The 24,943-nt window shown below is 64.6% G+C and carries 25 protein-coding genes and 1 pseudogene; 12 read left to right on the top strand and 14 right to left on the bottom strand.

Annotated features, from left to right (window positions below):
* Positions 1 to 3 precede the first annotated feature (3 nt).
* From ACSBOB_RS31475 to ACSBOB_RS31460, 4 genes are all read left to right on the top strand, one after another.
* Positions 4 to 1,017, top strand: coding sequence for a type II secretion system F family protein (locus ACSBOB_RS31475; protein ID WP_442579946.1), 1,014 nt, complete (start codon positions 4 to 6; stop codon positions 1,015 to 1,017).
* A 72-nt stretch (positions 1,018 to 1,089) separates the two neighbouring features.
* Positions 1,090 to 2,277, top strand: a complete 1,188-nt coding sequence (locus ACSBOB_RS31470) for a hypothetical protein (RefSeq protein ID WP_442579945.1) — start codon at positions 1,090 to 1,092, stop codon at positions 2,275 to 2,277.
* 95 nt (positions 2,278 to 2,372) lie between these two features.
* On the top strand, positions 2,373 to 3,632 hold the full coding sequence (locus ACSBOB_RS31465) for a cytochrome P450 (RefSeq protein WP_442579944.1): 1,260 nt from the start codon (positions 2,373 to 2,375) through the stop codon (positions 3,630 to 3,632).
* A gap of 32 nt (positions 3,633 to 3,664) precedes the next feature.
* The gene (locus ACSBOB_RS31460; protein ID WP_442579943.1) at positions 3,665 to 4,636 is read left to right on the top strand and encodes a class I SAM-dependent methyltransferase; all 972 of its coding nucleotides are present in this window, start codon (positions 3,665 to 3,667) and stop codon (positions 4,634 to 4,636) included.
* 20 nt (positions 4,637 to 4,656) lie between these two features.
* Here ACSBOB_RS31460 and ACSBOB_RS31455 read toward each other — a convergent pair whose 3' ends face one another.
* Entirely contained in the window at positions 4,657 to 5,484 is an 828-nt protein-coding gene (locus ACSBOB_RS31455; RefSeq protein WP_442579942.1) for a tetratricopeptide repeat protein, read from the bottom strand.
* A 121-nt stretch (positions 5,485 to 5,605) separates the two neighbouring features.
* Here ACSBOB_RS31455 and ACSBOB_RS31450 point away from each other — a divergent pair, with 121 nt between their 5' ends.
* The 3 genes from ACSBOB_RS31450 to ACSBOB_RS31440 all read left to right on the top strand — a co-directional run bounded on the left by ACSBOB_RS31450 (position 5,606) and on the right by ACSBOB_RS31440 (position 9,029).
* Entirely contained in the window at positions 5,606 to 6,976 is a 1,371-nt protein-coding gene (locus tag ACSBOB_RS31450) for a leucyl aminopeptidase family protein (protein WP_442579941.1), read from the top strand.
* Positions 6,977 to 7,821: 845 nt separating this feature from the next.
* Complete coding sequence (locus ACSBOB_RS31445) at positions 7,822 to 8,172, top strand: MarR family winged helix-turn-helix transcriptional regulator (protein ID WP_442579940.1); 351 nt, start codon at positions 7,822 to 7,824, stop codon at positions 8,170 to 8,172.
* Positions 8,169 to 9,029, top strand: a complete 861-nt coding sequence (locus tag ACSBOB_RS31440; RefSeq protein ID WP_442579939.1) for a C40 family peptidase — start codon at positions 8,169 to 8,171, stop codon at positions 9,027 to 9,029. The genes ACSBOB_RS31445 and ACSBOB_RS31440 overlap by 4 nt, the downstream gene beginning before the upstream one ends.
* 19 nt (positions 9,030 to 9,048) lie before the next feature.
* Here the strand turns inward: ACSBOB_RS31440 and ACSBOB_RS31435 are convergent, their stop codons facing one another.
* The gene (locus tag ACSBOB_RS31435; protein ID WP_442579938.1) at positions 9,049 to 10,074 is read right to left on the bottom strand and encodes an aldo/keto reductase; all 1,026 of its coding nucleotides are present in this window, start codon (positions 10,072 to 10,074) and stop codon (positions 9,049 to 9,051) included.
* A 215-nt stretch (positions 10,075 to 10,289) separates the two neighbouring features.
* The gene (locus ACSBOB_RS31430) at positions 10,290 to 11,234 is read right to left on the bottom strand and encodes a nucleoside hydrolase (RefSeq protein ID WP_442579937.1); all 945 of its coding nucleotides are present in this window, start codon (positions 11,232 to 11,234) and stop codon (positions 10,290 to 10,292) included.
* Positions 11,235 to 11,363: 129 nt separating this feature from the next.
* Here ACSBOB_RS31430 and ACSBOB_RS31425 point away from each other — a divergent pair, with 129 nt between their 5' ends.
* Both ACSBOB_RS31425 and ACSBOB_RS31420 read left to right on the top strand, forming a co-directional pair.
* The gene (locus ACSBOB_RS31425) at positions 11,364 to 11,789 is read left to right on the top strand and encodes an Hsp20 family protein (protein WP_442579936.1); all 426 of its coding nucleotides are present in this window, start codon (positions 11,364 to 11,366) and stop codon (positions 11,787 to 11,789) included.
* Between the two features lie 72 nt (positions 11,790 to 11,861).
* Positions 11,862 to 12,119: a DUF1150 family protein gene (locus ACSBOB_RS31420; RefSeq protein ID WP_442579935.1), complete on the top strand. Its 258-nt coding sequence runs from the start codon at positions 11,862 to 11,864 to the stop codon at positions 12,117 to 12,119.
* Positions 12,120 to 12,179: 60 nt separating this feature from the next.
* Here ACSBOB_RS31420 and ptsN read toward each other — a convergent pair whose 3' ends face one another.
* The 7 genes and pseudogenes from ptsN to def form a co-directional block, all read right to left on the bottom strand.
* Complete coding sequence (gene ptsN / locus ACSBOB_RS31415) at positions 12,180 to 12,644, bottom strand: PTS IIA-like nitrogen regulatory protein PtsN (RefSeq protein ID WP_442579934.1); 465 nt, start codon at positions 12,642 to 12,644, stop codon at positions 12,180 to 12,182.
* A 63-nt stretch (positions 12,645 to 12,707) separates the two neighbouring features.
* Positions 12,708 to 13,295: a ribosome hibernation-promoting factor, HPF/YfiA family gene (gene hpf / locus ACSBOB_RS31410; RefSeq protein WP_442579933.1), complete on the bottom strand. Its 588-nt coding sequence runs from the start codon at positions 13,293 to 13,295 to the stop codon at positions 12,708 to 12,710.
* Between the two features lie 373 nt (positions 13,296 to 13,668).
* Positions 13,669 to 15,165, bottom strand: a pseudogene (rpoN, locus tag ACSBOB_RS31405) (RNA polymerase factor sigma-54); the annotation flags it as partial.
* A 204-nt stretch (positions 15,166 to 15,369) separates the two neighbouring features.
* Positions 15,370 to 16,185 carry an LPS export ABC transporter ATP-binding protein gene (gene lptB / locus ACSBOB_RS31400; RefSeq protein WP_442579932.1) on the bottom strand — a complete coding sequence of 272 codons (816 nt, stop codon included), beginning with the start codon at positions 16,183 to 16,185 and terminating at the stop codon, positions 15,370 to 15,372.
* On the bottom strand, positions 16,185 to 16,751 hold the full coding sequence (locus ACSBOB_RS31395) for an LptA/OstA family protein (protein WP_442579931.1): 567 nt from the start codon (positions 16,749 to 16,751) through the stop codon (positions 16,185 to 16,187). Before ACSBOB_RS31395 ends, lptB begins: the two co-directional genes overlap by 1 nt.
* A gap of 14 nt (positions 16,752 to 16,765) precedes the next feature.
* On the bottom strand, positions 16,766 to 17,455 hold the full coding sequence (gene lptC / locus ACSBOB_RS31390; protein WP_442579930.1) for an LPS export ABC transporter periplasmic protein LptC: 690 nt from the start codon (positions 17,453 to 17,455) through the stop codon (positions 16,766 to 16,768).
* Between the two features lie 399 nt (positions 17,456 to 17,854).
* Complete coding sequence (gene def / locus ACSBOB_RS31385) at positions 17,855 to 18,385, bottom strand: peptide deformylase (protein ID WP_442579929.1); 531 nt, start codon at positions 18,383 to 18,385, stop codon at positions 17,855 to 17,857.
* A 127-nt stretch (positions 18,386 to 18,512) separates the two neighbouring features.
* Here def and ACSBOB_RS31380 point away from each other — a divergent pair, with 127 nt between their 5' ends.
* Both ACSBOB_RS31380 and ACSBOB_RS31375 read left to right on the top strand, forming a co-directional pair.
* Positions 18,513 to 19,772: a DNA recombination protein RmuC gene (locus tag ACSBOB_RS31380; protein ID WP_442579928.1), complete on the top strand. Its 1,260-nt coding sequence runs from the start codon at positions 18,513 to 18,515 to the stop codon at positions 19,770 to 19,772.
* 87 nt (positions 19,773 to 19,859) lie between these two features.
* Positions 19,860 to 19,988: a hypothetical protein gene (locus tag ACSBOB_RS31375; RefSeq protein WP_442579927.1), complete on the top strand. Its 129-nt coding sequence runs from the start codon at positions 19,860 to 19,862 to the stop codon at positions 19,986 to 19,988.
* A 69-nt stretch (positions 19,989 to 20,057) separates the two neighbouring features.
* Here ACSBOB_RS31375 and ACSBOB_RS31370 read toward each other — a convergent pair whose 3' ends face one another.
* Complete coding sequence (locus ACSBOB_RS31370; RefSeq protein ID WP_442583889.1) at positions 20,058 to 20,522, bottom strand: SRPBCC family protein; 465 nt, start codon at positions 20,520 to 20,522, stop codon at positions 20,058 to 20,060.
* A 74-nt stretch (positions 20,523 to 20,596) separates the two neighbouring features.
* A complete protein-coding gene (locus tag ACSBOB_RS31365) occupies positions 20,597 to 20,992 on the bottom strand; it encodes a hypothetical protein (protein WP_442579926.1) in 396 nt (131 codons plus the stop codon).
* 60 nt (positions 20,993 to 21,052) lie between these two features.
* On the opposite strand from ACSBOB_RS31365, the gene ACSBOB_RS31360 reads away from it, so the two are divergent.
* Positions 21,053 to 23,551 (top strand): right-handed parallel beta-helix repeat-containing protein, encoded by a 2,499-nt coding sequence (locus tag ACSBOB_RS31360; RefSeq protein WP_442579925.1) that lies wholly within the window; start codon positions 21,053 to 21,055, stop codon positions 23,549 to 23,551.
* 155 nt (positions 23,552 to 23,706) lie between these two features.
* Here the strand turns inward: ACSBOB_RS31360 and ACSBOB_RS31355 are convergent, their stop codons facing one another.
* Together ACSBOB_RS31355 and ACSBOB_RS31350 are read right to left on the bottom strand one after the other, a co-directional pair.
* On the bottom strand, positions 23,707 to 24,150 hold the full coding sequence (locus ACSBOB_RS31355) for a hypothetical protein (protein ID WP_442579924.1): 444 nt from the start codon (positions 24,148 to 24,150) through the stop codon (positions 23,707 to 23,709).
* 135 nt (positions 24,151 to 24,285) lie between these two features.
* Entirely contained in the window at positions 24,286 to 24,882 is a 597-nt protein-coding gene (locus ACSBOB_RS31350) for a hypothetical protein (RefSeq protein WP_442579923.1), read from the bottom strand.
* Positions 24,883 to 24,943: the final 61 nt, after the last annotated feature.

Genomic DNA, 24,943 nt, shown 5'->3' with positions numbered 1-24,943 from the left:
GTCATGACCGCTCAAGTCGCCAAGACGCTCACCGACCCGTCTTTCCTGATGGCGCTGCTGGTCGGCATCGCCGTTTTCGCCACGGTCTTCACCGTGTTGCCGGCATTCGGCGGAAACCCGCTCAAGTCGCGCATGAAGACCGTCGCGCTGGAGCGTGACGAGTTGCGCGCCAAGCAGCGCGCCCGGCTGGCTGCCGAGGCGGAAAGGCGCCGCAAAGGCCTGCGCGAAGAGCAGTCGGTCGGAATGCGCAACATCGTCGACAGGCTTGACCTTCGGCGCGCGCTGGTCGACGAGAACACCCTCAACAAGCTCAAGGTCGCCGGCTTCCGCGGCCAGAACCCACTGACGAAGTTCCTGTTCTTCCGGCTTGTCCTGCCTTTCGTCTTCTTCGCCGCCGCGCTCGTCTACCTCTTCCTCCTGGGCGGCCTGCCGGAGCAGGCAGCCTTCATCAAGCTGTTCGTGGCCGTGGTCGTCGCCTATGCCGGTTTCTACGCTCCGGTTCTCTACGTCAGCAATCGCGCCACCAAGCGCAAGCAATCCATTCAGCGCGCCTGGCCGGATGCGCTCGACCTCATGCTGATCTGCGTCGAGGCCGGCATGTCGGTGGAAGCGGCGATGAAGCGCGTCGCCGACGAGATCGGCGCGCAATCCGTCGAGCTCGCCGAAGAACTGATTCTGACCAATGCCGAGCTTTCCTATCTTCAGGAGCGGCGCCAGGCATTCGAGAACCTCGCGAACCGCACCGGGTTGGAAACGGTCAAGTCGGTCACCCAGGCGCTGGTCCAGGCGGAGCGCTATGGCACGCCGGTCGCCCATGCGTTGCGCGTGCTGGCCAGCGAAAGCCGCGACATACGCATGAACGAGGCGGAAAAGAAGGCGGCCGCGCTGCCGCCGAAGCTCACGGTGCCGATGATTCTCTTCTTCCTGCCGGTTCTCTTCGCCATCATCCTCGGACCGGCCGGAATCCAGGTCAGCCAGCGCGGCATCTTTGGCGACAAGCAGTCGTCGAGCGAATAGCCGCCGAGAATCCACCTCCCATTCCGATTGTTCCGGCTGGTCTCCCCGGCGTTCATCGCTTAGAGGGGGCGGATGTCCATTTCATGGGTCCATGTGCTGGCCTTTTTCGGGTTCGCGGTCAACGCGCTCTCGGTTGCGAGCGTCGTGCTGAGGCTCAAGACATTGCAAAAGCCGCGCTCGGAACGCCGGGCGGTCACGACGGTCATCCTGCCGATCACCGGGGCGTCGCCGGGCCTCGAAGCGCTGATCGGGACGCTGAACGACCAGACGCTGCCGCCGCGCCGGCTGCTCATTTCAGTCGAGTCCCGCGAGGATCCCGCCTGCCGGCGGGCGGAAGCGATGGTCCCGCTGGCGCGTTTCCCGGTCCAGGTCGTGGTAGCCGGCGAAGCCACCCATCAGGCTCAGAAATGCCGCAACCAGCAGGCCGCGCTGGCGCTTGTCGACGAGAAAGACGCCGCCATCGTGCTGATGGACAACGATATCGTACCGCAATCCTGGTGGTTGAGTGCACTTGTCTCGCCCCTGGTCGACGGCCATTCCGATCTCGTCACGGGTCACCGCTGGCAGCAGGTGGCCCGGCATCGGCTCGGCGCGCACCTTGTGACGGCGATCGACCGCGCCCTGACACTGATGCCGCGGCCGGGCTCCGCGTCGACCAGCGTCGTGTGGGGCGGCAGCGTCGGCATATCGCGGTCGGCGGCGACGAGCATGGATCTGGCCGGTAGCCTGGACCGGACGCTGTCGGACGACCTGTCGCTCGCCGAATACGCGACCGCGGCCGGCCTGCGAACGCTGACGCGCGGCGCCCTGCTCATCCCTTCGCCCACGGCGCTCGACCTGGCTTCCGCCTGGCGCTTCGCCGTCCGCCAATACCGCATCGGGCATATCTATCGGCCGTGGCTGTGGCGGCTTGCCGTCCTCAGCATCGGCCTGCGGCTCGCCATATGGGGGGTGGTCCTTTATCATCTGCTCGTTCTCGGCACCTTTGCGTGGGCCGCCGCAGGACTCGCGATGCTGGCCATCCTGAAGCAGTATCTCGTCGGCGAGGTGGCCCGCCGGATCGACATGCCCGACCCGCTCCCGGTGAGGCTCGTGCAATGGCTGCTCGGGCTTGCCCAGCCGCTGGTCGACATGTTTCATTTCGCCGTCCTTATCGCCGCTGGGTCGACGCGGCGTGTCACCTGGGGGCATGTCGTCTATGAGATCGCCGGTCCTTATTCGATTGAGGTGAAGGAGCGTCTTCCATTCTCCGCTACCTGAATTTCCTGTTCTGGATGCTGGGCCGGTTGCCCTACAGCAGCAGGCTCGTCCGCCGCGTCTTTCCGGATCCGATGCGATTTGTCGCCGGAAAGCCGTTGGAACGCTGGCTGATGGTGATCGACCTTCCCGCCCGCAAGCTGGCGCTCGCCAATGACCGCACGATCGTCGAGACGGTCATGCTGGACCGCAAGGAGCAGTTTCCGAAAAGCACGGTGGTCCACGACCTGCTGCGGCCGCTGATCGGCGGCGGTGTGTTCGGCCAGCCGGGGGGAACGCAGGTCAAGGAGACGCGGCGGATTTTCTCGCGTTCGCTGGCCACGATACCCGACGCGCATTTGCACGACGTCGCGGAGACGATTACGGCCGACTATATCGACCGCTGGCTGAAATTGCCCGAGCGCCGGGTGCCGATCAGCGAGGAACTGTCGCGGTTGACCGTCGACATCGTGTCGCAATGCACCCTTGGCAACCGTTTCGACGCGGCCGAATCGGTGCGTTTCACCCGGCTGTTCTTTGCCTTCCACCAGAAGGCGGCGCCCATGGTGCTGATGCTGGCAGGGCGCGATCCGAAGGCAAGGGCGCGCATCGTCAAAGACATGGGCCTCGAGCAGATCGGCGCCGAGATGCGGACGCTGATGCGCGAGCGCTTCGTCCGGCCGCTGGTGAACGGCACGCAGAGCCTCGAAAGCGCGCCCTTCGCCCTGGCGCTCTCCGAAGCGGGCCGCTTCACGACGGAGAAGGCGGGCGAGGAGGCCCTGCTCGACGAGATCGCGGTGATGCTTCTCGCCGGCCACGAGACCACCGCGTCGACGCTTTCCTGGCTGAGCTTCGAACTCGCGGGACATATCGCCTTGCAGGATGCCGCCGCGCGGGCGGTCAGCGACGCGGTCGACGGCAAGGGCATATGGAGACAGAGCCCGCCTGAAGCGGTTGTCGATTCCCTGTCGAAGGAAGCGCTGCGGCTCTACCCGCCGATCGGCTTTTTCCTGCGCGAGACGGAGCAGGACGTGACTTTTCGCGACAAGCCGATCCCGTCCGGCAGTTTCTTCGTCATCTCGCCATGGACGCTGCACAGGCATCGCAAGCTGTGGTCAAACCCGGACGGATTTCATCCGCAGCGCTGGCTGAACGACGTGCCCGCGCCGGCCCGCACCAGCTACATGCCGTTCGGCATGGGGGCTCGGGGCTGTCCCGGCGCACGATTCGCGACGGTCGAGATGGCGGTCATCCTGCGTGGACTTCTCACCCGCACTCGGTTATCGCTGCTGCCCGGAACCCGGCCGAAACCGCTCGGCAATCTCACCTCGCGGCCCGATCGGGAAATCATCTTGAGCGTCTCCGAACGGCGTCCCTGACGCGCGGAGCCGCACTGCGCAAGGGTCGACAAATGGCTGAGAACATATTGAGCCATGAGGCCGACAACAACGCGCTGCCGCCGTGCCCGATCACCGGAAAGCCTGCTTTGCGGCGCATCCACGGCGTTTCTGCGCGCACCATCGAGGATATCTGGCGGGTGGGGCAGGGGGTTGACGTCAAGCACCTGTTCAAGGGCGTCGACCGGGTGACGCTCTACGAATCCCCGACCGGCCTGGTGTTCTTCGAGCCCCGTATCGTCGGCGACGGCGATTTCTACGAGAAATACTACAAGAAATGGGACGTGCATGCGGGTCTGAACAACGTCTCGCACTCGCGTGTCGACTACAAGCGCTCCGCCGGTTTCATCCCGCCGGGCGCCAAGGTGGTCGATGTCGGCTGCGGTCCGGGTGTCTTCCGCCATCACCTGCCGCACGCCCACTACACCGGCCTCGATCCGTATGCCGGGCCGGACGTGGACGACGTGGTGATCCGCGAGACACTGGAAGACCATGCGGAGAAGAGGCCGGGCTTCTATGACGTGGCGAGCGCCTTCCATGTCATCGAGCATGTGCCGGACCCGCGCCGGCATGCCGAACTCATGGTCAGGCTGATCAGGCCGGGCGGCATGCTGATCCTTGCCGCGCCGCTGCACCCGTCGCCGCTCACCGAGATCCCCAACTTTCCGATCAATCTCCCGCCGCATCATGTGACGTGGTGGAATCCCGGCGCCTACAGGGCGCTTGCCGCCGAACTCGGTCTCGATGTGGTGGAAGCCGGCACACTGGCGCCGTCGCCGCACCAAGGTGTCATCTACTGGCTGCACCGGCTTCTGCCGGTGAGAACCGACAAGGCGCCGAACGAGCGCTACGTCGCCCACCGCTGGAGCTGGCATGCCAGCATCATGATCGCCTATGCGCTGGCGAAGATCGCGAGCCGCATCAAGGCGCTGCCGGCCAATGCTCGCCCGGTGGACGCCTATCTGGTGGCGCGGAAGCCGGGATAGCGGCGGTCGGAAGGCGACGCTCAGTTGGTCGCCTGCTTCTTCTTGTCCTCGGCCTTGAGCTGCTTCCAGGCGTTCTGCTGGGAAAGCATACTGCGCAGATAGGCGACGTTGGCCTGCGCCTGCTGGGGCGAGAGTTCCTGGCTGGCGATCTGTTCGGCCTCGTCGAAGCGGCCCTGCAATCCGACCACCAGCGCCAGGTTCTGGCGCACGCGGCTGTCGGCGCCCGGCTGCCCGACGGCGTTGCGCAGATAGGTCTCGGCAGTCTTCAGGTCGCCGTCGAGAATGTAGGACATGCCGAGGTTGGAAAGGATCGACGGCTCGTTCGGCTTGATGTCCAGCGCCTTGCGATAGAGTTCGCGCGCCTGCGCCTTCTCGCCGATCTGGTCGAGGATGGCGCCTTCCGCCGACAGCAGCTTCCAGTCCGGATATTCGGGGGTCTGGGCGCGCCTTATGGCGTCCAGGGCGGGCTCGAACTGTCCCACGCCGGCCAGCGCCTTGCCATAGGCGGCGAGCACGGTACGGTCCTTTGGAAGGTCGATGACCAGCTTGCGCATGACCGCCAGCGCCTGTTCCTGGTTGCCCTGCATCTGCAGGACGTTGGCGTAGCGCAGCGCCACATCCTTGTTCCTCGTGTCTTTCGCGTAGGCACTGCCGAGCGAAGCGGCCGCGCCGGGCAGTTCGCTGGCGGCGAGCTGATCGACCGGTTTGCCCGACGCCCGCGAGACCGATCCCGTCGTCTCGCGCGATACGCCGCCGGCGCAACCGGCCGCGCTTGCCGCGACGGCAAGGACGATCGCGGCGCCGGCAAGGCGTCTCCAGCTCGCGGCTGGCCGAATGCTGGTACCCATCGACGCTGAAGTCTCCATCGATACGACGGCCTCCCCTGGCCCTCTGTCTTCCCTGCGAGAAATATTCTGTTAACCCTAACGGATCGTTAAACGCCTTAACTTCCATGAATGGACTGCCTGCATGCCCGTCGAACTGCTCGAACAGCGTCCCGAAAACTCCCGGCCGCTCCGGCTGGTCACCAGCGCCGGTTTTGCCGAGATGGCGCTGCCCGCCGAAACCCGCGCCTGGGCGGAAGCCAACGGATTCTCGGGAGAGGCAGGCCGCGTGCTGGTCGTGGCAAATGCCCAAGGCGGCATAGCCGAGGCGCTGTTCGGACTCGGCAACGGGCAGGAGGGCGTGCTCGCCGCCGGAACGCTGGCCAGGTCGCTGCCGGAAGGCGACTGGCATTTTGCCGGGGAGCCCGATGAGGCGACGCTTACGGTGCTCGGGCTGGTGCTCGGCGGCTATGTTTTCACCCGCTACGGCAAGAAGCCCGGCAAGGCGATTCGCCTCACGCTGCCGAAAAATGCGGATGGCGATTTGGTCGGTCGCGCCGCCGAGGCCGTGTTCCTGGCGCGCGACCTGATCAACACGCCGACCAACGACATGGGGCCGCAGGCGCTGGAGGATGCGGCGCGCAAGCTGGCGCAGGCGCACAAGGCGAGCGTCTCCGTTATCGTCGGCGAAGCGCTGCTCGAACAAGGGTTCCCGATGATCCACGCAGTCGGACGGGCTTCGAGCGAGGCGCCGCGACTGATCGATATCGGATGGGGGCGGAAGGACGCGCCGAAGGTGACGCTGGTCGGCAAGGGGGTCTGCTTCGACACAGGCGGGCTCGACATCAAGCCGTCGAGCGGCATGCTGCTGATGAAGAAGGACATGGGCGGCGCGGCGAACGTGCTTGGTCTTGCCTCGATGCTCATGTCGGCCGGGGTGGATGTGCGGCTGCGGGTGCTGATCCCGGCCGTCGAGAACGCGATTTCGGCAAATGCCTTCCGTCCGGGCGACGTGCTGCAGAGCCGAAAAGGGCTGACCGTCGAGATCGGCAACACCGACGCCGAGGGCCGGCTGATCCTCGCCGATGCGCTGGCGCTGGCGGACGAGGAGGCGCCGGACCTTTTGATCGACATGGCGACGCTGACCGGCGCGGCGCGGGTGGCGCTGGGGCCGGACCTGCCGCCCTTCTACACGGGCGACGACGCGCTGGCCGACGAGATCGCCCGCGCCTCCGCCGGGGTCGAGGACCCGCTGTGGCGCATGCCGTTGTGGAAACCCTACGAGGCGAAATTGTCGTCCAAGATCGCCGACATCAACAATGTCACCACCGACGGTTTTGCCGGTTCGATCACTGCGGCTTTGTTCCTTCAGCGTTTCGTCGAGAAGGCGAGAAGCTGGGTGCATTTCGATATTTTCGGCTGGAATCCCTCGGATCGCCCGCATGGGCCGACCGGCGGCGAGGCACAGGCGATCCGCGCGCTGGAAAGAGTGATCTCCGGGCGATTCGGTAAGTAGCAAGATGTCCGGGGCAACCGCCGGGGACAGTTTCCTTTTATCCCCTTGCGCCAACCTGCCCCGGGCCGCACTGTCCCCTGCATACAGCCTCCTGCCCTCCGCTGTCGCTCCGGGCGTTTGTCGTTAGAAAAGCCAAATCGTTGGCTTTTCTTGGCCTTTGGCCAACACTCCTCACTGCCACGCTGCGGAAATCCGCCCTGGCCATTGTCGAAGAAAACCCTCATTGGCGAGGGGCAGTTCGGGAAGCGGGGCGCGAGGCCGTGCCTCCTAAGTTAGACAATACATGGCGCGACTTTCGCGCCCCGCCGGCGACTTTTGGCTCCGCCCCGTCCTGCTTCGCGACAGCTCCGGCTCCGGCGTTTGTGCCTCGGCTGGCCGTGCTTAAGCGCGTCGTCCAGCGCACACCGCACGTAGTTGCGGAGGGAGGACCTTCGGACAAAGCCTCCCCGGCCATGCTGCTTCGTAGGCAACATGACGGAGGCGCCGGTTCCTCCCCACTTTCGAACGACTCCGGAAGCGTTCCCGGCGGGAGAAACTGACGGGCATTATGAGGGCGTTTTCGGAGGCGGGGATGAAATCGGGCGAAAAATGCGGCGCTGAAATTTTCCTGCTGCGAATTGAAACAGGGTAAGTACCGGGGATATTTATCTTTTTCCTGCTCACAAGAAATCGCGGGGATCGGCGTTTTCCGCGAAAAGACGGGAAGCCGTCCCCCTTGGTCATATCTGTGGTATGGCGCTCACGACTTCCGCATCGCGGGAGCACCGCCGTACCGGCGGACGGTGCTCCGGCTATATTCAGCGTCATCATAACGCATCCGAAACGATTGGTTGCCAGTATGGGGCATGTCGATCTCGATGCGTCCGACCCAGGCGTTGCGGCTCTGGCAGTATGTCGTCCTGTCGGAGGTCCAGGCTGATATGCCCGACCTCTCGATGCGGCAGATGGCGATCCTGCTCACCGTCTATCTCGATCCACCGCCGCATACGGTGCGCGGCCTGGCCGGCCAGCTCGGCGTGACCAAGCCGGTGATCACGCGCGCGCTGGACACGATGGGGGCGATGAAGCTGATCACGCGCCACCGCGACGAGCAGGACCGCCGCAATGTGCTGGTGCGTCGCACCGTCGAGGGCGCGCTCTATGTCGAACGGTTCGGCGATGTTATCATCGCCGGTGCCAGGGAGCTTCCGATTTGACCGTCAGAGACAAACGCCTCCACGCCTTCCGACCCGATCTCGCCGATTCGCGCCTTCAGGGTGAGGTCGACGCCGAGCGATTCGTCGAGGGCCGTCCTGCCAGGATAGCGGCGTCGGTGGCCGACCTGCGCGCCGCGCCGCGGCCGGATTCCGGCATGAACACCCAGCTTCTGCGGGGGGCTTCCGTCACGGTGTTCGAGGAGACCGAGGGTTTCGCCTGGGTCCAGGCGGCCGATGACGGCTATGTCGGCTACGTCGCCGACAGCGATCTCGGACCGGTCGATCCGGCGCCGACTAACAAGGTCGCGGCCCCGCGAACCTTCCTCTATCCCGGGCCTGATCTCAGGCTGCCGCGCAGTGGCATGCTGTCGATGGGAGCGGCAGTTACCGTCGTCGGCCATGCCGAGACACGCGGCACGAGTTATGCGCTGCTGCCTTCGGGGGAAGCGGTCATCGCCGCGCATCTCTGCGGCATCGACGCCGCGGCGGCGGACTATGTCGCCGTCGCCGAGGCGCTGATCAACACGCCGTATCTCTGGGGTGGGGTCTCCGGCTTCGGCATCGACTGTTCAGGGCTGGTGCAACTGGCGATGCGCATGGCGGGCCGGCAGGTGCTGCGCGATTCCGACATGCAGGCGGCGACGCTGGGCACGCCGCTCGATCCGGGTCCCGCCTATGACGGTCTGCGCCGTGGCGACCTGGTCTTCTGGAAGGGCCACGTGGCTATCATGACCGACGCGGAAACGATGATCCACGCCAACGGCCATACCATGCTGGTGTCTCGCGAGGGGCTGAAGGACGCCATCGGCCGCATCGGCTATCTGTATGGCGGGCCGACGGGATTCCGCCGGCCCTGAATGCATTCGATGCCGATCGTCAGACCGGCAGCGGGTTGCGGTTCGTGAAATCGAGCTGGTGCCAGTAGGGATAGGTGCGGTCGCGCGCGCTGGCGGCATCGAGCGTCGCGACCTGCTCCTTGGTCAGGTTCCAGCCAACGGCCCCCAGATTCTGCCTGAGCTGTTCCTCGTTGCGGGCGCCGATCACGATGTTCGATACGGTGGGACGCTGCAGCAGCCAGTTGAGCGCTACCTGCGCCACCGTCTTGCCGGTCTCGGCGGCGACGCTGTCCAGGGCATCGACGACCCCGTAGAGATAGTCGTCATCGACTTTCGGTCCGCCCTGGGCGCCGCCATTGGCGATGCGGCCTTCCCTGGAAGCCTGTCCGCGGCGGATCTTTCCAGTGAGACGGCCCCAGCCGAGCGGGCTCCACACCATCAGGCCGACGCCTTGATCGAGACCGAGCGGCATCAGTTCCCATTCATAGTCGCGGCCGACCAGCGAATAGTAGCCCTGATAGACCACGTAGCGGGCAAGGCCGTATTTTTCCGAGGTGGCCAGCGCCTTCATCACATGCCAGCCGGAAAAATTGGAACAGCCGATATAGCCGATCTTGCCGGCGGTGATCAGGTCGTCGAGCGCCCGCAACGTCTCGTCGACGGGCGTCAGCGCATCGAAGCCGTGCATGAAATAAAGGTCGATATGGTCAGTGCCGAGGCGCTTCAGGCTGGCCTCGCAGGCCCGCACGAGGTGGAAGCGCGAGGAGCCGACATTGTTGACGCCTTCTCCCTTCTGGAAGGTCGCCTTGGTGGAAATCAGGACCTGGTCGCGGCGTCCCTTGATGGCTTGCCCGAGCACTTCCTCGGAGCTCCCCTGCGAATAGACGTCGGCCGTGTCGAACAGGTTGAGCCCTGATTCCAGGCAGATGTCGACCAGCCGGGTGGCCTCGGCGACATCGGTGTCGCCCCACTTTCCGAAGAAATCGCCGGATGTGCCAAACGTGCCCGTGCCGAGGCTGAGGACGGGAACCTGAAGGCCCGAACGGCCCAGTTGCCTGTATTCCATCTGATGTCGATCTCCTCTGAGATTTGTCGATGCCGGGACCGCTTACGATCCCGCCGGTAAGCAGTGATGAAGGATGCGCATGCGAAGTCGCCCGCGCACGCGGAAATGGCAGGCCGACAATCCCGTTGAAGGGTGCGCGGGCCGCCAGCTTGCCGCCATGGACATCAAATGTCAAAGCGCGTTGCGCGCTCGGAAAGGACGCACCCGGCGCGTCGTCAGGGCAATCGCGCCAGCCGTTCCGTCAGCAGCGCGAAGAACCCGTCATGGTCGATGTCGCGCATGTAGGTGGCGTTCTTCTCGCGTTTGGTGACGCCCCACCAGTCGGCGACGGTCATGCCCATGGTCAGTTCCGACGCAGTCTCGACCGCGACGTTGATGAAGCGGCCGGTGAACAGTTCTGGCTCGAGCAGGTAGGCGATGACGCAGGGGTCGTGCAGCGGGCCGCCATCGGTGCCGTATTTGTCCTCGTCGAAGCGCTCGAAGAATTCCAGCAGTTCCGCCGTGGCGATGCCGACCTTCGTGCCCAGGGCGCGCAACGCGGCGATTCGCCTGGCCGTGGTCAACGCCTTGTGGGTGACGTCGAGCGGCATCATGACGATGGGCGCGCCGCATCTCAGCACGATATCAGCGGCGTGCGGGTCGACATAGATGTTGAACTCGGCGGTCGGCGTGACGTTGCCGCCCTCGAACAGGCCGCCGCCCATCAGCACGATCTCCTGGATGCGCGGCACGATGCGCGGCTCGCGCGACATCGCCAGCGCGATGTTGGTGAGCGGCCCGAGCGGGCATAGCGTGACGGTTGCCGGCGGCTCGCGCATGATCGTCTCGACGATGAAGTCGACGGCGTGCTGGCCCTGCAGCTTCATCGTCGGCTCGGGCAGGTCCGGGCCGTTGAGGCCGGTCTTGCCGTGTACTTCCTCCGCCGTCACCAGCTGCCGCACCAGCGGCCGGATCGCGCCGGAAAACACTTTTGTGTCCGGCTTTCCCGCAAGCTCGCAGATCTTCATCGCATTCTTCTGGGTGAGGTGCAGCGGCACGTTGCCGGCGACGGCGGTCAGGCCGAGCACATCCAGCTCCGGGCTGGCCAGCGCCAGGAGGATGGCGACCGCGTCGTCCTGGCCGGGGTCGGTGTCGATGATGATCTTGCGTCTGGCGGGCATTTCACTTCCTTGGATCGGGTCTTTTTATGAAGGCTTGAAGTCTGTCGCGGCGCGAACCATATCCAGATCACCGGGAAGAATGCCATCTGGATTTTTCCCGGGTATGTCGCTCGATGAGGACAAAGTAACATGAGCCGGATGCCGCCTTTCTCGAGCCCGCTTTTGCTCGGGTTTGACGCCATGGAAAAGACGATCGAACGTCTTGCCAAATCCGGGGACAGCTACCCGCCCTACAACATCGAACGGATATGCAGCGCCGAGGGCAGTCCCGAGCGTCTGCGCATAACCCTGGCCGTCGCGGGTTTCTGCGACGAGGATCTCGAAGTGACGATCGAGGAAAGCCAGCTGGTGGTGCGTGGCAGGCAAAGGGACGATACGGAGCGCGACTATATCCACCGCGGTATCGCCGCGCGCCAGTTCCAGCGGACGTTCGTGCTGGCCGACGGCATGCGGGTGATTTCCGCGGAGCTGAAGAACGGGCTTCTGGCGATCGATCTCGACCGCCCCCAGCCCGAGAGGCTGGTACGGAAAATAAACATTTCGGTGAAAGACTGACTTAAGGTCCGCTGGAACCGAAAGCTCTAAAGCGGGTTGGTCATGAGGACGCCCCGCCAACAGGAGGCTGAAATGACGAGTACAGACACCAGAACCGCCGTGAGCCAGGCCGATCTCGCCCATCTCGGCGAAGGCACCGTGGCGTATCTGCGCGAGATGGGTTCGGAAGAGCTGAAGGGCAAGTTTCCCGGCCTTCCCGAGATTCAGCCGGGACTGAAGCTGTGGGCGCTGTTTGCCGCCGACGGGCGGCCGATCCTGCTCTCCGACGAGCGCGAGCGCGCGCTGGCGGGCGCCATGGAAAACGATCTGGTTCCGGTCGCCCTGCACTGATTTTTCCAACATGGATCGGGCGGCATCGGCCGCCCGTGTCCGCCTTCACCCGATTCGATTTCAGGCCGCGTGCGACGTCGGCGCCGACGCAAGCAGGGAATGTATGGCGGTGGCGTCCCGCGCTCCACGCACCTTGGCGACGGTGTCGCTATCCCTCAATACCCGCGCGATCCGCGAAAGCGCCTTGAGATGGTCGGCGCCCGCGCCCTCGGGCGCCAGCAGCAGGAAGACGAGATCGACGGGCTGGTCGTCCAGCGCCTCGAAGTCGACGGGCTGCTCGAGGCGGGCGAACACGCCGGTGATCTGCTTGACCCCCGAAAGCTTGCCGTGCGGGATGGCGATGCCGTTGCCGACGCCGGTCGAGCCCAACCGCTCGCGCTGCAGGATCGTATCGAAGATCTCACGCTCCGGAATATGCGTGATGGCCGCGGCCCGTTCGGCGAGCAGCTGCAGGAGCTGCTTCTTCGAATTCGCCTTCAGGGTCGGCAGGATGGCCGGCACCTGAACGAGATCGCTGAGATCCATGCCAAAGTCCTCTTCTAGCCCGGGCCGGCCGCGTGGTGCGGCCAAGCCGGGTGTTCCCCGTTTTCAGCCCTGAGCAGCTCTGGTGGTCGACGGATCGATCCAGCCGATATTGCCGTCCGGCCGGCGGTAGACGATGTTGACGTGGTCGTTCCCGGCATTGCGGAAGACGAAGACGGGGCTCTCCTTGGTATCGAGCTCGATCACCGCGGAGGCGACCGACATGGTCTTCAGCGCCATGCTCGATTCGGCGACGATGGCCGGCGAATAATCGTCGGCGACTTCGGCTTCGTCGTCTTCGGCGATTGCCGCCATGACCGTATAGGCGACATCGCTCCGGTCGTCGCCGGCCGTGCCGAAGCTGCGCGACTTGAGCCGGCGCTTGTAGCGGCGCATGCGCTTTTCCAGCCGCTCGGCGGCGCCGTCGAAGGCGATGACCGGATCCTGGGCGTCGCTGGTCGCCTGCAAGGCGGCGCCGCTGTCGAGATGGATCATGCAGTCGGCGGTGAACCGCGAGCCGGCCTTGGCGACGGTGACATGCCCGGCGAAACCTCCGTCGAAATATTTGTCGATGGTTTCGCCGATCCGCGCCTCGATGCGGGTGCGGAACGCATCGCCGATATCCATCTGCTTCCCTGAAATACGCAGGCTCATGAGATCGCCGACCTTCCTGTTCAGTCTTCCAACGGGAGTGAGTTTATACCGGTTCCGGTGGCGCACAAGCATGACAGCGCTCTAGCGACGGGCAGCCTTCTCAACTTCAGGTTAGCCACTTGCCGTCTCCCGACGGAAATCCGTCCGGCCCATGGGCGCGGGCTTCTAGTGAGTTCGGTATGCCTTGTCAATGAAGGGACGACCGCCGCAACGGAAGCTGTGGATCGCCGCCGCCCGAACCAAGGGCGCCGCGCCGTCCTAGCGGCCCGCCGTGGTCATCGCCCGCTTTTCGCGCCGGCGCTGCACCGAGGACGGAATGTTCATGCCTTCCCGGTACTTGGCGACCGTGCGGCGGGCGATGTCGACGCCGTCCCCGCTTTTCGCGCCGGCGCTGCACCGAGGACGGAATGTTCATGCCTTCCCGGTACTTGGCGACCGTGCGGCGGGCGATGTCGACGCCGTCCTTCTTCAGGATATCCACAAGCGCGTCGTCCGAAAGCACGTCGTCGGGTTTTTCTTCGTCGATCATCTGCCGGATGCGGTCGCGCACGGATTCGGACGAATGTGCGTCGCCGCCGCCGGACGCGGCGATCGATGCGGTGAAGAAATAGCGCAGCTCGAACACACCGCGCGGCGTCAGCATATATTTGTTGCTGGTCACCCGGCTGACGGTCGATTCGTGCATGCCGATCGCGTCGGCGACGTTGCGCAGATTGAGCGGCCGCAGATGGCGGATGCCATGGAGCAGGAAGGCATCCTGCTGCCGCACGATCTCGGTGGCGACCTTGAGGATGGTCCGTGCCCGCTGGTCGAGGCTACGGGTGAGCCAGTTGGCGTTCTGCAGGCATTCCGCAAGGAACTCGCGGTCGCCCTGGCTTTTGGCCCGCTGCGACACCTGCGTGAAATAGATCTGGTCAACCAGCACCCGCGGCAGCGTGTCGGGATTGAGCTCGACCGTCCAGCTGCCGTCGCTGGCGGATTTCACCTCGACATCGGCGACGATCGTGTCCATCGCCCCGCCGGAGAAGGCCAGCCCGGGACGCGGGTCGAGCGCGCGGATCTCCGCCAGCATGTCGAGGAGATCCTCCTCGTCGACAGCACATATTTTTTTCAAGGCCTGGAAATCACGTCGCGCCAGCAGCTCCAGATTGGCGACAAGCGAACCCATGGCGGGATCGAGGCGGTCCCTCCGCCTGAGCTGCAGGGCAAGGCACTCGGCGAGGTCGCGGGCGAACAGACCGGGCGGGTCGAAGGACTGGCATGCCGACAGCACGTCTTCGATTTCGCCGGCGCTCGCCCCCAGCCGCTGGCCGATCTCGGCGATATCGCCTCGAAAATATCCTGCCTCGTCGAGATCGTCGGTCAACTCATAGGCGATCAGCCGTCTGGCCGGATCGGGAAAGCCGAAGGAGATCTGCTCGCCGACATGATCGCGCAAGGTGAGCCTGGTTGCCGCAACATCCTCGAGGTCGAAACCCTCGGCGTCGCCGCCTCCGCCGGTGCCCGCCGATTTCCATTGCGCGGCGAGATCCGGGCCGAGCCGTTCGCTTGTGCCGGGGTCGTCCGGGAAGACGTTCTCCAGCGACGTATCAAGCCGCTCCGAGATGGTTTCAGCCGTGACGGAGCCGGTGGCCTCGTACCAGTTGTCATCCGCCGCGCCGTCATCCCGGTCCTTCAGGACCTGGTCGGTCGCGGCGTCGTCCTGCGGCTCCTCGATGCGCTCGAGCAGCGGGTTGCGCTCGATCTCCTCGTCGACGAAGCGTTCGAGTTCGAGATGCGTGAACTGAAGCAGCTTTATCGACTGCATCAGTTGCGGCGTCATGATCAGCGACTGCGACTGCCGCAACTGCAATTTGGCCGACAATGCCATGTCCGGTCGTCTTGCTCCTCGCCGATACGCCGCCCGGAGGTCCGCCGCATACGGCGGCGGGACGGGACAGCCGGGCAATGAAACTGGCCCGGCTTTTGCTTGTCAAGCAGAACAGGTAAGGAAACCCTTTATCGGCAGGCCCGAACGCCGGATTTTTCTGAAAAGAGCCGCCGAAATCGCAGAAAATTGCGCAGCGCGTTACAATCAGAGCGTAAAGCTCTCGCCAAGATAGAGCCGGCGGACGTTCGGGTCGGCGATGATGTCGTCGGCGCTGCCGTGCTTCAGGATCTCGCCGCTGTGGATGATGTAGGCGCGGTCGATGAGCTTGAGCGTCTCGCGGACATTGTGGTCGGTGACCAGTACGCCGATGCCGCGGGTCGTCAGATGCCGGACCAGTTGCTGGATGTCGGCCACCGCGATCGGGTCGATGCCGGCGAAGGGTTCGTCGAGCAGCATGTAGTGCGGCCGGCTGGCCAGCGCGCGGGCGATCTCCAGACGTCGCCGCTCACCGCCGGACAGCGACATGGACGGGGCCTTGCGCAGGTGTGAGATGTGGAATTCCTCGAGCAGCGCATCGAGCGATTTCTCGCGCTCCTTGCGGCTGGTCTCCACCACTTCCAGCACGGCGCGGATGTTGTTCTCGACATTCAGGCCGCGGAAGATCGACGCTTCCTGCGGCAGGTAGCCGATGCCGAGACGGGCGCGGCGATACATCGGCATCGAGGTGATGTCGAAGCCGTCGATCTCGATCTTGCCCTTGTCGACGGGCACCAGGCCGGTGACCATGTAGAAGCAGGTGGTCTTGCCCGCGCCGTTGGGGCCGAGCAGACCCACCGCCTCGCCGGCGCGCACGCCCAGCGAGACGCCGTTCACCACCTGCCGGCCCTTGTAGCTCTTGGTGAGCCCCGTGGCGATCAGCGTGCCTTTCAGTTCGGCAGCATGCCGGCTCACCGCGGGTGCGGCGGGCGCAAAGCGGAGCCGTCCCGACAAGCGGGACAGCAACGAGTCTCCAGATGTCATCAGGGTTTCTGCGTACCGGGCGTGATCGTCATCTGGACGCGGTTGTTGCAGCCGTCGACCTGCGCGCGGCCGGTCTTCATGTCGACGGTGAGCTTGCAGCCTACAAGCGCGTTCTTGCCTTCGGAAAGCACGACCTCCTTACCCGAAAGCACGAGAATCTGGCTCGCCATGTCGAACGTGCCGCTATCGCCGGTGGCGACCTGAGCGTTGGACTTTATGTACACCTTATCCTGAACCTCGAGCCTGTCGATAGCGGCCGAACCGGTCGCCGCCGAGCCGGTGCCGTCATTGGCGTAGAACACCGTCATCTTGCCGGCCTTCATCAAGGTCGGCCCCTGGGTGACGTTGACGTTGCCGACGAACACTGCCTTGCTCTCGCCGTCGATGACCTCCAGGCGGTCGCTCTCGATCTGGATCGGCAGCCCGCTGTTGATGCTGAGGCCTTGCAGCCGCCCTGTTGCCGTCTTAGGCGCGGGCGCCGCTTCCTGTGCGTGAATCGACAATACCGGCAGCGCCAGCAATGCGAGCGCCGCGCAAGCGGACAGTCTGAAATGGTTCCCGGTCATGCCCTTACCCACCCTCATTGGCTCGCCATGTCTTTCTTCGGCAGCACTATATGCACCCGGACGCGCTTGTCGAAAACAACGACTTTCCCACGATCCTCGACCGACATCGTGTCGGAGGATATCGAGCCGCCCTTGTAGTGGATCTCCACGGGCTGGTCGCTGGACATGCGTCCCGCACCCATGTCCAGCAACGCCGAGGCCAGCCTGGCGACGGCGCCGTCGGACGTCGTGATATTAATCTCGCTCTTGATATCGAGAATGTTGGTCATGCGATCGAACAAACCGCGCGCGGTCTCGATCTTCGCCGACCTGGTCGCGTCGACCGGCACTGTCGCGGAAATCTCCTGCAACTCGACGACCGCGTCGTTGGCGATGTCCTGCACCGCGCGAAGCGCACTGACAGAATAGGGCCTGTTGTCGTTGGTGAAGCCTTCGAGCTTGGGGCTGGCCATCACCAGCTTGCCCTCGGAGACCGCCGTGTCCTCGGCGGTGATCTCCGCCAACGGCGTCGAGCGATACGACTGGAAGATGAAGATCGCGGCCATGATCAGCGCCAGCGACGGCAAGGCGATCTTCAGGACGCCGACGATGCGCGAATGGCGGGCGGCATTGTGGAACATGGCCGAACGCTCGGCCGCCGACCCGCCGGGGGCGACGATGGCCTGCGTGGATGCGTCCGTCGTGTCTGGCGATCGTGCCAACATTGCGTACCTGTCTCGTGTCGCGGCGCAAACCGTGCCCGTCGCGCCGGATCGCCAATTGACTGACCGCGATCAACGTGCCGAAAGCCACGAAATTATGGCCAACTGCTTGATACCGTTTCGGCCCTCCCCCTTCCGCAAGCGCGGAACGGACCGATGCGGGGACTTCATCCGAACGTTTGCAGGCTTGCGGCCGGCCCTCGATCTTGCGTACGCACCGGCGGCAAGCTTGTCGCAGTGCGCGGACATCAGCGCAATATGGTCATCTTTGAACGGATTGTCAGCCCTCCCTGGCGCCGGAAACCGGGGGCATCGACAGTTTTTCCTGACATTGCTAACCGTCGGTCAGCGCAATGCGCGGCATCCAAGGCGGTTGTGCCACTTTCTGATGCCAGGACCGGCCTAGCCCACCATCGTACCTGACGGACGGTCCTTGGCGAGCTTGCGGAATTTCCGGACCACGATGTCGCGTTTCAGCCGCGAGATATGGTCGATGAACAAGACGCCGTCGAGGTGGTCGATCTCGTGCTGGAGGCAGGTCGCCAGCAGGCCCTCGGCATTGACCTCGTGCTCCTTGCCGTCGAGATCCAGATACCGAACCCGGACGGAAGCGGGCCGCTCCACCTCGGCATAATAGTCGGGGATCGACAGGCAGCCTTCCTCGTAGACCGATCGCTCGTCGGCGCGTTCGACGATGACCGGGTTGATGAAGACCTGCGGCGCCTTCGGCTCGTCTTCCTTCGCGAGATCGATGACCAGCATGCGGATCGGTTCGCCGACCTGGATCGCGGCAAGCCCGATGCCGGGTGCGTCGTACATGGTGTCCAGCATGTCGTCGGCGAATTTGCGCAGCGGCGCATCGAAGCGCCCGACAGGTTTCGACACCAGGCGAAGCACCGGATCGGGGAGGATAATCAGCGGCTTGATCGACATGAGCTTCAGGTCTTGATGGGGGTTGGTTTCAGGTAATGGCTTGCGCGGAAGGCGTCAACGGGGGAGGCTCGACAAGCGTTCCTGCTTTGATCTGCAAGCGGGCGGCGAATCGGCTATCCTCGCAGGGATGACCGACCTCGCACAAATCCTCGACCAGCCGGTAGCCCAGTTCGGCGCGACGGTGGTGACCCTCGCCCATGCGCTGGCCGGGTTCGGGCTCCTGTTCCTGGTCTTGCTGGTGGCGCTCGTCGTCTCGCTGTGGCGCTCGGCCTCGGCGCGGGCGCTGGCCTCGGCGGACGCTGCCGACCATGCCCGCCGGACGGAGTTCCGGATGGCCGGCATATTGCAGGCGCAGGCCGAGATGCAGGGCCGCATGAGCACCGTGGCCGACGTGCTCGGCGCGCGGCAGGCCGAGCTCAACCAGTCGATCGGCCAGCGCCTCGACGCCATGACCGGCCGGATCGGCCAGACCATGGCGGAGCAGACCAAGTCGACGCACGAGAATCTTGCCCGCCTGCAGGAGCGGCTTGCGGTGATCGACACCGCGCAGAACAACATCCAGTCGCTGGCCGGGCAGGTCGTGCAGTTGCAGGCGATCCTGTCCAACAAGCAGACACGCGGCGCCTTCGGCCAGTCGCGCATGGAGGCGATCGTCGCCGACGGCCTGCCGCAGGGCGCCTATGCTTTCCAGGACACGCTGTCCAACGGCAATAGGCCGGACTGCACGGTGAAGATGCCGAACGGCGCGCCGCCGCTGGTCATCGATGCGAAATTTCCGCTGGAGGCGTGGAATGCGATCCGCGCCGCGGCTGAGGCCGACCAGAGCGGGGAGGCGCAGAGGGCGGCGCAGCAGGCGTTCCGCCGCGACTTCGACGTGCACATCCGGGCGATTTCGGAAAAATACCTGCTGTCGGGCGAGACCCACGACACGGCCTTCATGTTCGTGCCGTCCGAATCGATCTTCGCCGAGATCCATGAGAATTTCGAGGCGATCGTCCATCGTGCCCACAAGCTGCGCGTCGTCATCGTCTCGCCGTCGCTGCTGATGCTGTCGATCCAGGTGATCCAGTCGATCCTGAAAGACGCCTCGATGCGCGAGCAGGCGCATCTGATCCAGGGTGAGGTGGTGCGTCTGATGGAAGATCTTTCGCGCATGGACGAGCGCGTGCGAAAACTGCAGGCGCATTTCGGCCAGGCCAGCAGGGATATCGACGATATCCTCGTTTCGGCCGGCAAGGTCGCCAAGCGCGGACAACGGATCGAAGCCTTGGAGTTCGGCGATCCGCCGCAACCGGCTGCGGTGCCGATCGAGCCGGAGCGCCCACGCGGGGCGGAGAGCAAGACGGGTCAGCTGCGGCTGCGCGTGGTAGAGGACGGCTCGGTGTGATCCGAAGTTCACTGCGCGGCGCGGAGCATCTTGCGCGGCGGCAAAACTCCTGATTCATTTGGGACAGGATCAACAGGAGGATTGGAAATGGCCAAAGGTTCCATGCGACCGGGCAAGGAAGCCCGCAAACCCAAGAAAGACGCCAAGAAGCCGGCGGCGGCGCCGCTGCTGCATGCACCCGCCGTGCCGGCGATGAAGATCAAGGAAAAGAAATAATCCTCTTCCTGATCTCGCTCGTTGCTGAGGCCGCCTGGGTGATCGGGCGGCCATAAGACGTTTTTTTGCTCAGAGTTTCGCGGCGACTTCCGCGAGTTGGTCGGCGCACTGGCCCCAGCCTGCGTGGAAACCCATCTTTTCGTGCGCCTCGCGGTCTTCGGCCGTCCAGTGCAGGACGCGCGCCGTGTATTTCGTCTTATCAGGCCCCGCATCCTCGAAGGTGAGGATCACCGTCATGAACGGCTTTTCAGATGGTTCCCAGGCTTTGACGAAGGCGTCGGTGACGACGATACGCTCGTTCGGCACGACTTCCAGATAGACGCCACGGTTCGGAAACTCGCTGCCGTCCGGCCCGGCCATGACGATCAGGTTCGATCCGCCCGGCCGCACGTCGAGCTCGGCCTTGGGCGTCGTCCACGGCTTCGGCGCGAACCACAGCGGCAGGAGGTTTGCGTCCGTCCAGCAACGATAGACGTTTTCGCGCGGCGCATCGAGGATGCGGGTCAGCACCAGTTCGCTGTTGCCGGCGCACAGCGGTTCCGACAGGCACAGCCGATTATTTTGCGAGCCGTCCCGTACAGAACTACGGGTGCGGTGGGAGAATAGCTTCAATGGCTGGCGAGCCGCCCGGACGTTCCGCCGGCAGGATCAGACGTGCTTGCGGCCGCCGGCCGCACGAAACCAGTCGCCGGGTAGGGATACCACCCGTCCTGCCTCACCGGCTTGTGGTCGATGGCCACCCTTTTCGAGCGCCGGAAGGCGTCGAGGGCCTGGAGCCCGAGGCCGGAAGCCTTCCAGCCGCCGAAGGGCAGGGCGTCAGTGCGGAATTCGGCGGGGCGGTGCTCGACCTGCTCGGCCACCACGCGATGCGCCGGCGCTTGCGCGACAATGCCGCGACGATGGCTGCCCGGCCGGGGCGCGATCGCGCGGCGGAGGCGATCCTCGCGCTGCTGTGATCGGCCTTCGACGCCGCCAAACCTCTGCGCCGTATAAAAACCCGACACGCCGCCCTAGAGTGTCCTCGGCCAACTGCCATGTTGGTCGGATTGGCAAAGAGGTTTTCCATGGATCGACGCAGTTTCCTGATTGGCGCCGGCGCGGCGGTGGTGGCGGTGCGGTCGGCTGGCGCCCAGGATGGGTCTTCCGGGCTGACGGTGCTGGCAGACAAGGTGACCGCGACGGAAAAATCCGTGCCGGAAGGCGTCAATCGCCTCGTGACATTCGCCTACGATGCCGCACAACATCCGACACGGGGCGGGGCACGCTACCGTCTGAGCGATGCCGACGAGACCGCGCGCCATCCGCAGGCGGCATGGTTCAGCAGCGCGAATGGCCGGTATTTCCTTCTCGACGAAAATCCGGCCTCGCCGCTCATGCTCGGCGCTGTCGGCGACGGCGAGACGGACGATGCCGCGTCCGTGCAGGCGACGAGGGACTTCTGCGTCGCGGCAGGCCGGCCGATGTTGATCGATGCCTACTTCGCACATGTCGGAAAGCTGGTGCTGGACCAGCCGATCTCCATCCGCGGCATCGGCAGGGGCGGCTGCGGGCTCTATCTGGCGATCAATCGCGAGATTGAAGGCGTCAACATCCTCGCGTCCGGGGTGACGATCGAAGACATCGAGATCCGGACCCATATCCCGAAGTCCATCCAGAACGGGCAAGGCAGCTATGGAACCTGCATCACCATCGGCAAGGTGATCTACGAACCTGTCAGGAAAGACGGCAAGCTGGTGGCGCCGGAGCTTGTTACCGCAACGGCTTTGAGCCGGCTGAAGTTGACGCGCGCGGAAGGGTCCGCCGTCGGGCATGCCATCGCTTGTGTCGGGCGCATTTCCGGTGTCGTCGGCAACGACCTGCTCATCGAAGGAGCCTCGCCCAAGCACCCGCATGGCGATGCCGTCCTCGTGCATTGGGGGTCGTCGGGCGAGGATTTTCCGCTCGAGCCAGATGGCACCACCGTCAAGCCGCTGGTGATGCGCAGGGATCCGGAGGCGTTCACCTACCATCCCAACAACATACGGTTCGAAAACCTTCGCGTCCGCAACACCGGTCGTCTGACAGCAATCTCCGCCGCCTATGCCGTGCAGATCGGCAAGGTCGATTACGACGGACTGGACGACGGCGTGGCACGCAACGGCGCCCAGCTTCTCGACCTCGTGGTCGGCGATGACGGGGATCGCTATGCGCATCCCGACGACCAGGGGAAGGTCTTTTCCAACATAAGCCTGACCGATGTCATCGCCTACAACATTGCCGGCTCTGGCATCAACGCTCGCGCGCTCATCGACGTTTCCGGCTTCGGCACGTCGAAACAGGCGAACGATCCGAACACTGGTGCGCGGTATCTGGAGCAGCCACGTTGGAAAAACATCGAGATCGCCAATGTCCTTATGGAGTCCGATCTTTCGGACACCACCGAACTGATCAATGTGCGCAACTTCCTGGGCGACATCACCTTTCGCGATGTCCAGGCGATCGCCAAGGTCAGCCAGGGTGGGTTCAGCCTTCAGCAATGCGAGGGTAACCTTCGTTTCGAGAATTGCACCGTCAATGGCCGTACGCTCATCAACGACTGCGACGGGGTGGCGATGCGGGAGTGCCGGCTGGTCGGTTCGATGTTGCCGGTGCTTGCGATCAAGCTGAACTCCAGCAAGGGATTTATGCTCGGCGAGCGGGTAACCGGCGGCAAGACCGGCGTGGTCGGCCGGATCGCGGCAATCCCGGACGAGACGACGCTCAACGTGCAACTGATCGAGAACTGGGCTCCCTTCGTGGAAGGCGAGGATCTCGTCGGGTCCGTGCGCGGCCGGATCGTGTCGATCGCAACCCAGTCCAACGCGACGTTGACCGTGCACGGCGAGACGGTGGGCGCGTCGCTCGGCGCCGATCTGGAAGCAGGTGGAACCGTGATCACCGTCTCGTCGAAAGGAGCGAGGCCGGGCTTTCCACGCGCGGTCAAGATCGGCGACAAGATCTCCTATGACGGCGGCGTTCTCTACGTTGCCCGCTATGCGCCGGCGAACACCGCGAACATCGAGGTCACGCCGGCGCCGGCGTCGATGCGCGCCGGCGGCGCGCTGGCGCTGGAACGGCGCAGCCGCAACTTGCGCTTCGAGAATTGCGACGTCAGCGGATCGAGCCGGGCTATCGACATGCGCAATTGCAATGCCGTGGCCTTCGAGGGCGGGCGCGTGCGCGACGCCGGGCAGTATGGGATGCTGGTGGGGGAGGGCGCGGAGGTTTCCGTCGATGGCACAATCTTTTCCAACAACGGCTTGCGCCGCCTTCTGCCGCAGGATGCGACCTTGCCGACCAGGGACATCGCGGTTTCCGAGAACGCCTTGTTCGCAGGACGCGGCATCCGCTTCGAGGATAGCGGCCGCATCGTCAACAACGTCAGCGTCAACGAGGGCGCCCTGGGAGGTTCATTGCAGAACAGCATATTCGCCGGCCAGCCCATCAAGGGACCGCTCTCGATCCCCCGCACGCTGAAGAGCGGCGGCCGCTTCGCACTGGCCGAAAACAGGACGGCGGAGGGCGTTGCCTTGCAGGGCGACTAGCGCTTCCGCTTGCCCGAGTTGCGCGGGCTTCTATCAACGGCGGTCGACTTCGACCTCCGTTGGCATTAGACAGCCAAAGCCTGTGCCGCCAAGCGCGCATGGCGCATGACGTTCGAATTCTCAACGGGTCGGAGCCTGACCGGCAGGGCCGGCAATCACGACGTATCGATGCGTCCCGCCTCGCGGAGGACCATCACGTCTCGCGCCGTCATGAAATGGCCCGGCCATGCGATCGCCGGCGCCCGTTGCGCAAGACGCCCGTCCGGCCGCCCGTGAAAAAGCCGCTGCCCGGCAAAATCCCGCAAGCCGCCGAAGAAGAAGGCCAGCGCGCGCAGACAGCGGGCGAGCCGCAAAGCCTCGGCGCAACCATCGCCACCGAGTCCGTGAACCGTGGCCGGGGGCAAGGCAAGCGCGCCGCCGGCTTGCTCCCTGGCAAACGCCCGCGCCACGGCCTCGGCCGGCCGCAGGAACGACAGCACAAAAGCGCGAACCGGGAGCGGCAGGACGCAAAGGAACTGGGCCAGAACGGCAAGGCGAAGCAGCACGAGCGCGATGCGGTTCAGCGTCTCCTGCTCCTTTTCGCGTTCGGCGTAGTCCATTCCGGCCTCCGTTCAACGTACACAATAGCAAAGAGACGGAAAAAATCAAGGAAATAATTCCTATCTCGTTTGGTGTCGTCTTGCATCGCCTTGGACGAGGGCGGAACCGGTGGTCGGAATCAGAAGCCTCTGGTGTTAGCTCGCACGGCCCAGCGCAAGAGCGGATCCCGTGAACGGTAGCACCAGTTTATAACCCTTCGGCGGTGGGGTGATCGGTGTGGCCGCGGCGGTGCCGAACTGCGTGACGCCCAGCCCGAGATGGTGTGCCAGATCGTAGCTGCGGCCGCCGAACTCGAACGGCGTGCTGGCAACCAGTCGCGCCGAGAACACGTTGGTGCCCACCACCGATGCGGTCTTCCTGCCGACGGTGGCGTCGACGGTCGTGCCCACGACCATGCTGGTCCGGCGGAAGGTGGCGATGCATTCGCCCTCGGCGAACGAGGTCGGATCGCGATAGCTTCCTGCCGGCTGGCGCTGCAGGTACAGCGAGAACGCGCCCACGGGATCGAGCCCCAGCTTGAGCGCGCCATTTTTCATTTCCGGTGCCTTGAAGGGTTTTGCGGCGAAGGTGAAATGCGCCGTCTTCTCCGAGGGACTGTCGTTGAAGAGCGGCGCCTTGATGAAGGGCAGATGCAGGAAATAGCCGTAATCGGCGAGAGTATCGTCGACACTGGCCTGGTAGAAGCGGCCGGTGGCATACCAGGCGAGCTCGGCGGGAAGCAGGGCGGTCATGAACGCGTCCTCGTCTGCGTGGCCGCCTGCTGCCGCGACCCATGGAGTGACCAATAGCGCG

This window comes from Mesorhizobium sp. KACC 23794 (assembly GCF_052180275.1).
Taxonomy (GTDB): domain Bacteria; phylum Pseudomonadota; class Alphaproteobacteria; order Rhizobiales; family Rhizobiaceae; genus Kumtagia.
Note: the sequence above shows the minus strand (reverse complement) of the source record. Positions and strands in the feature narration are given on the sequence as shown.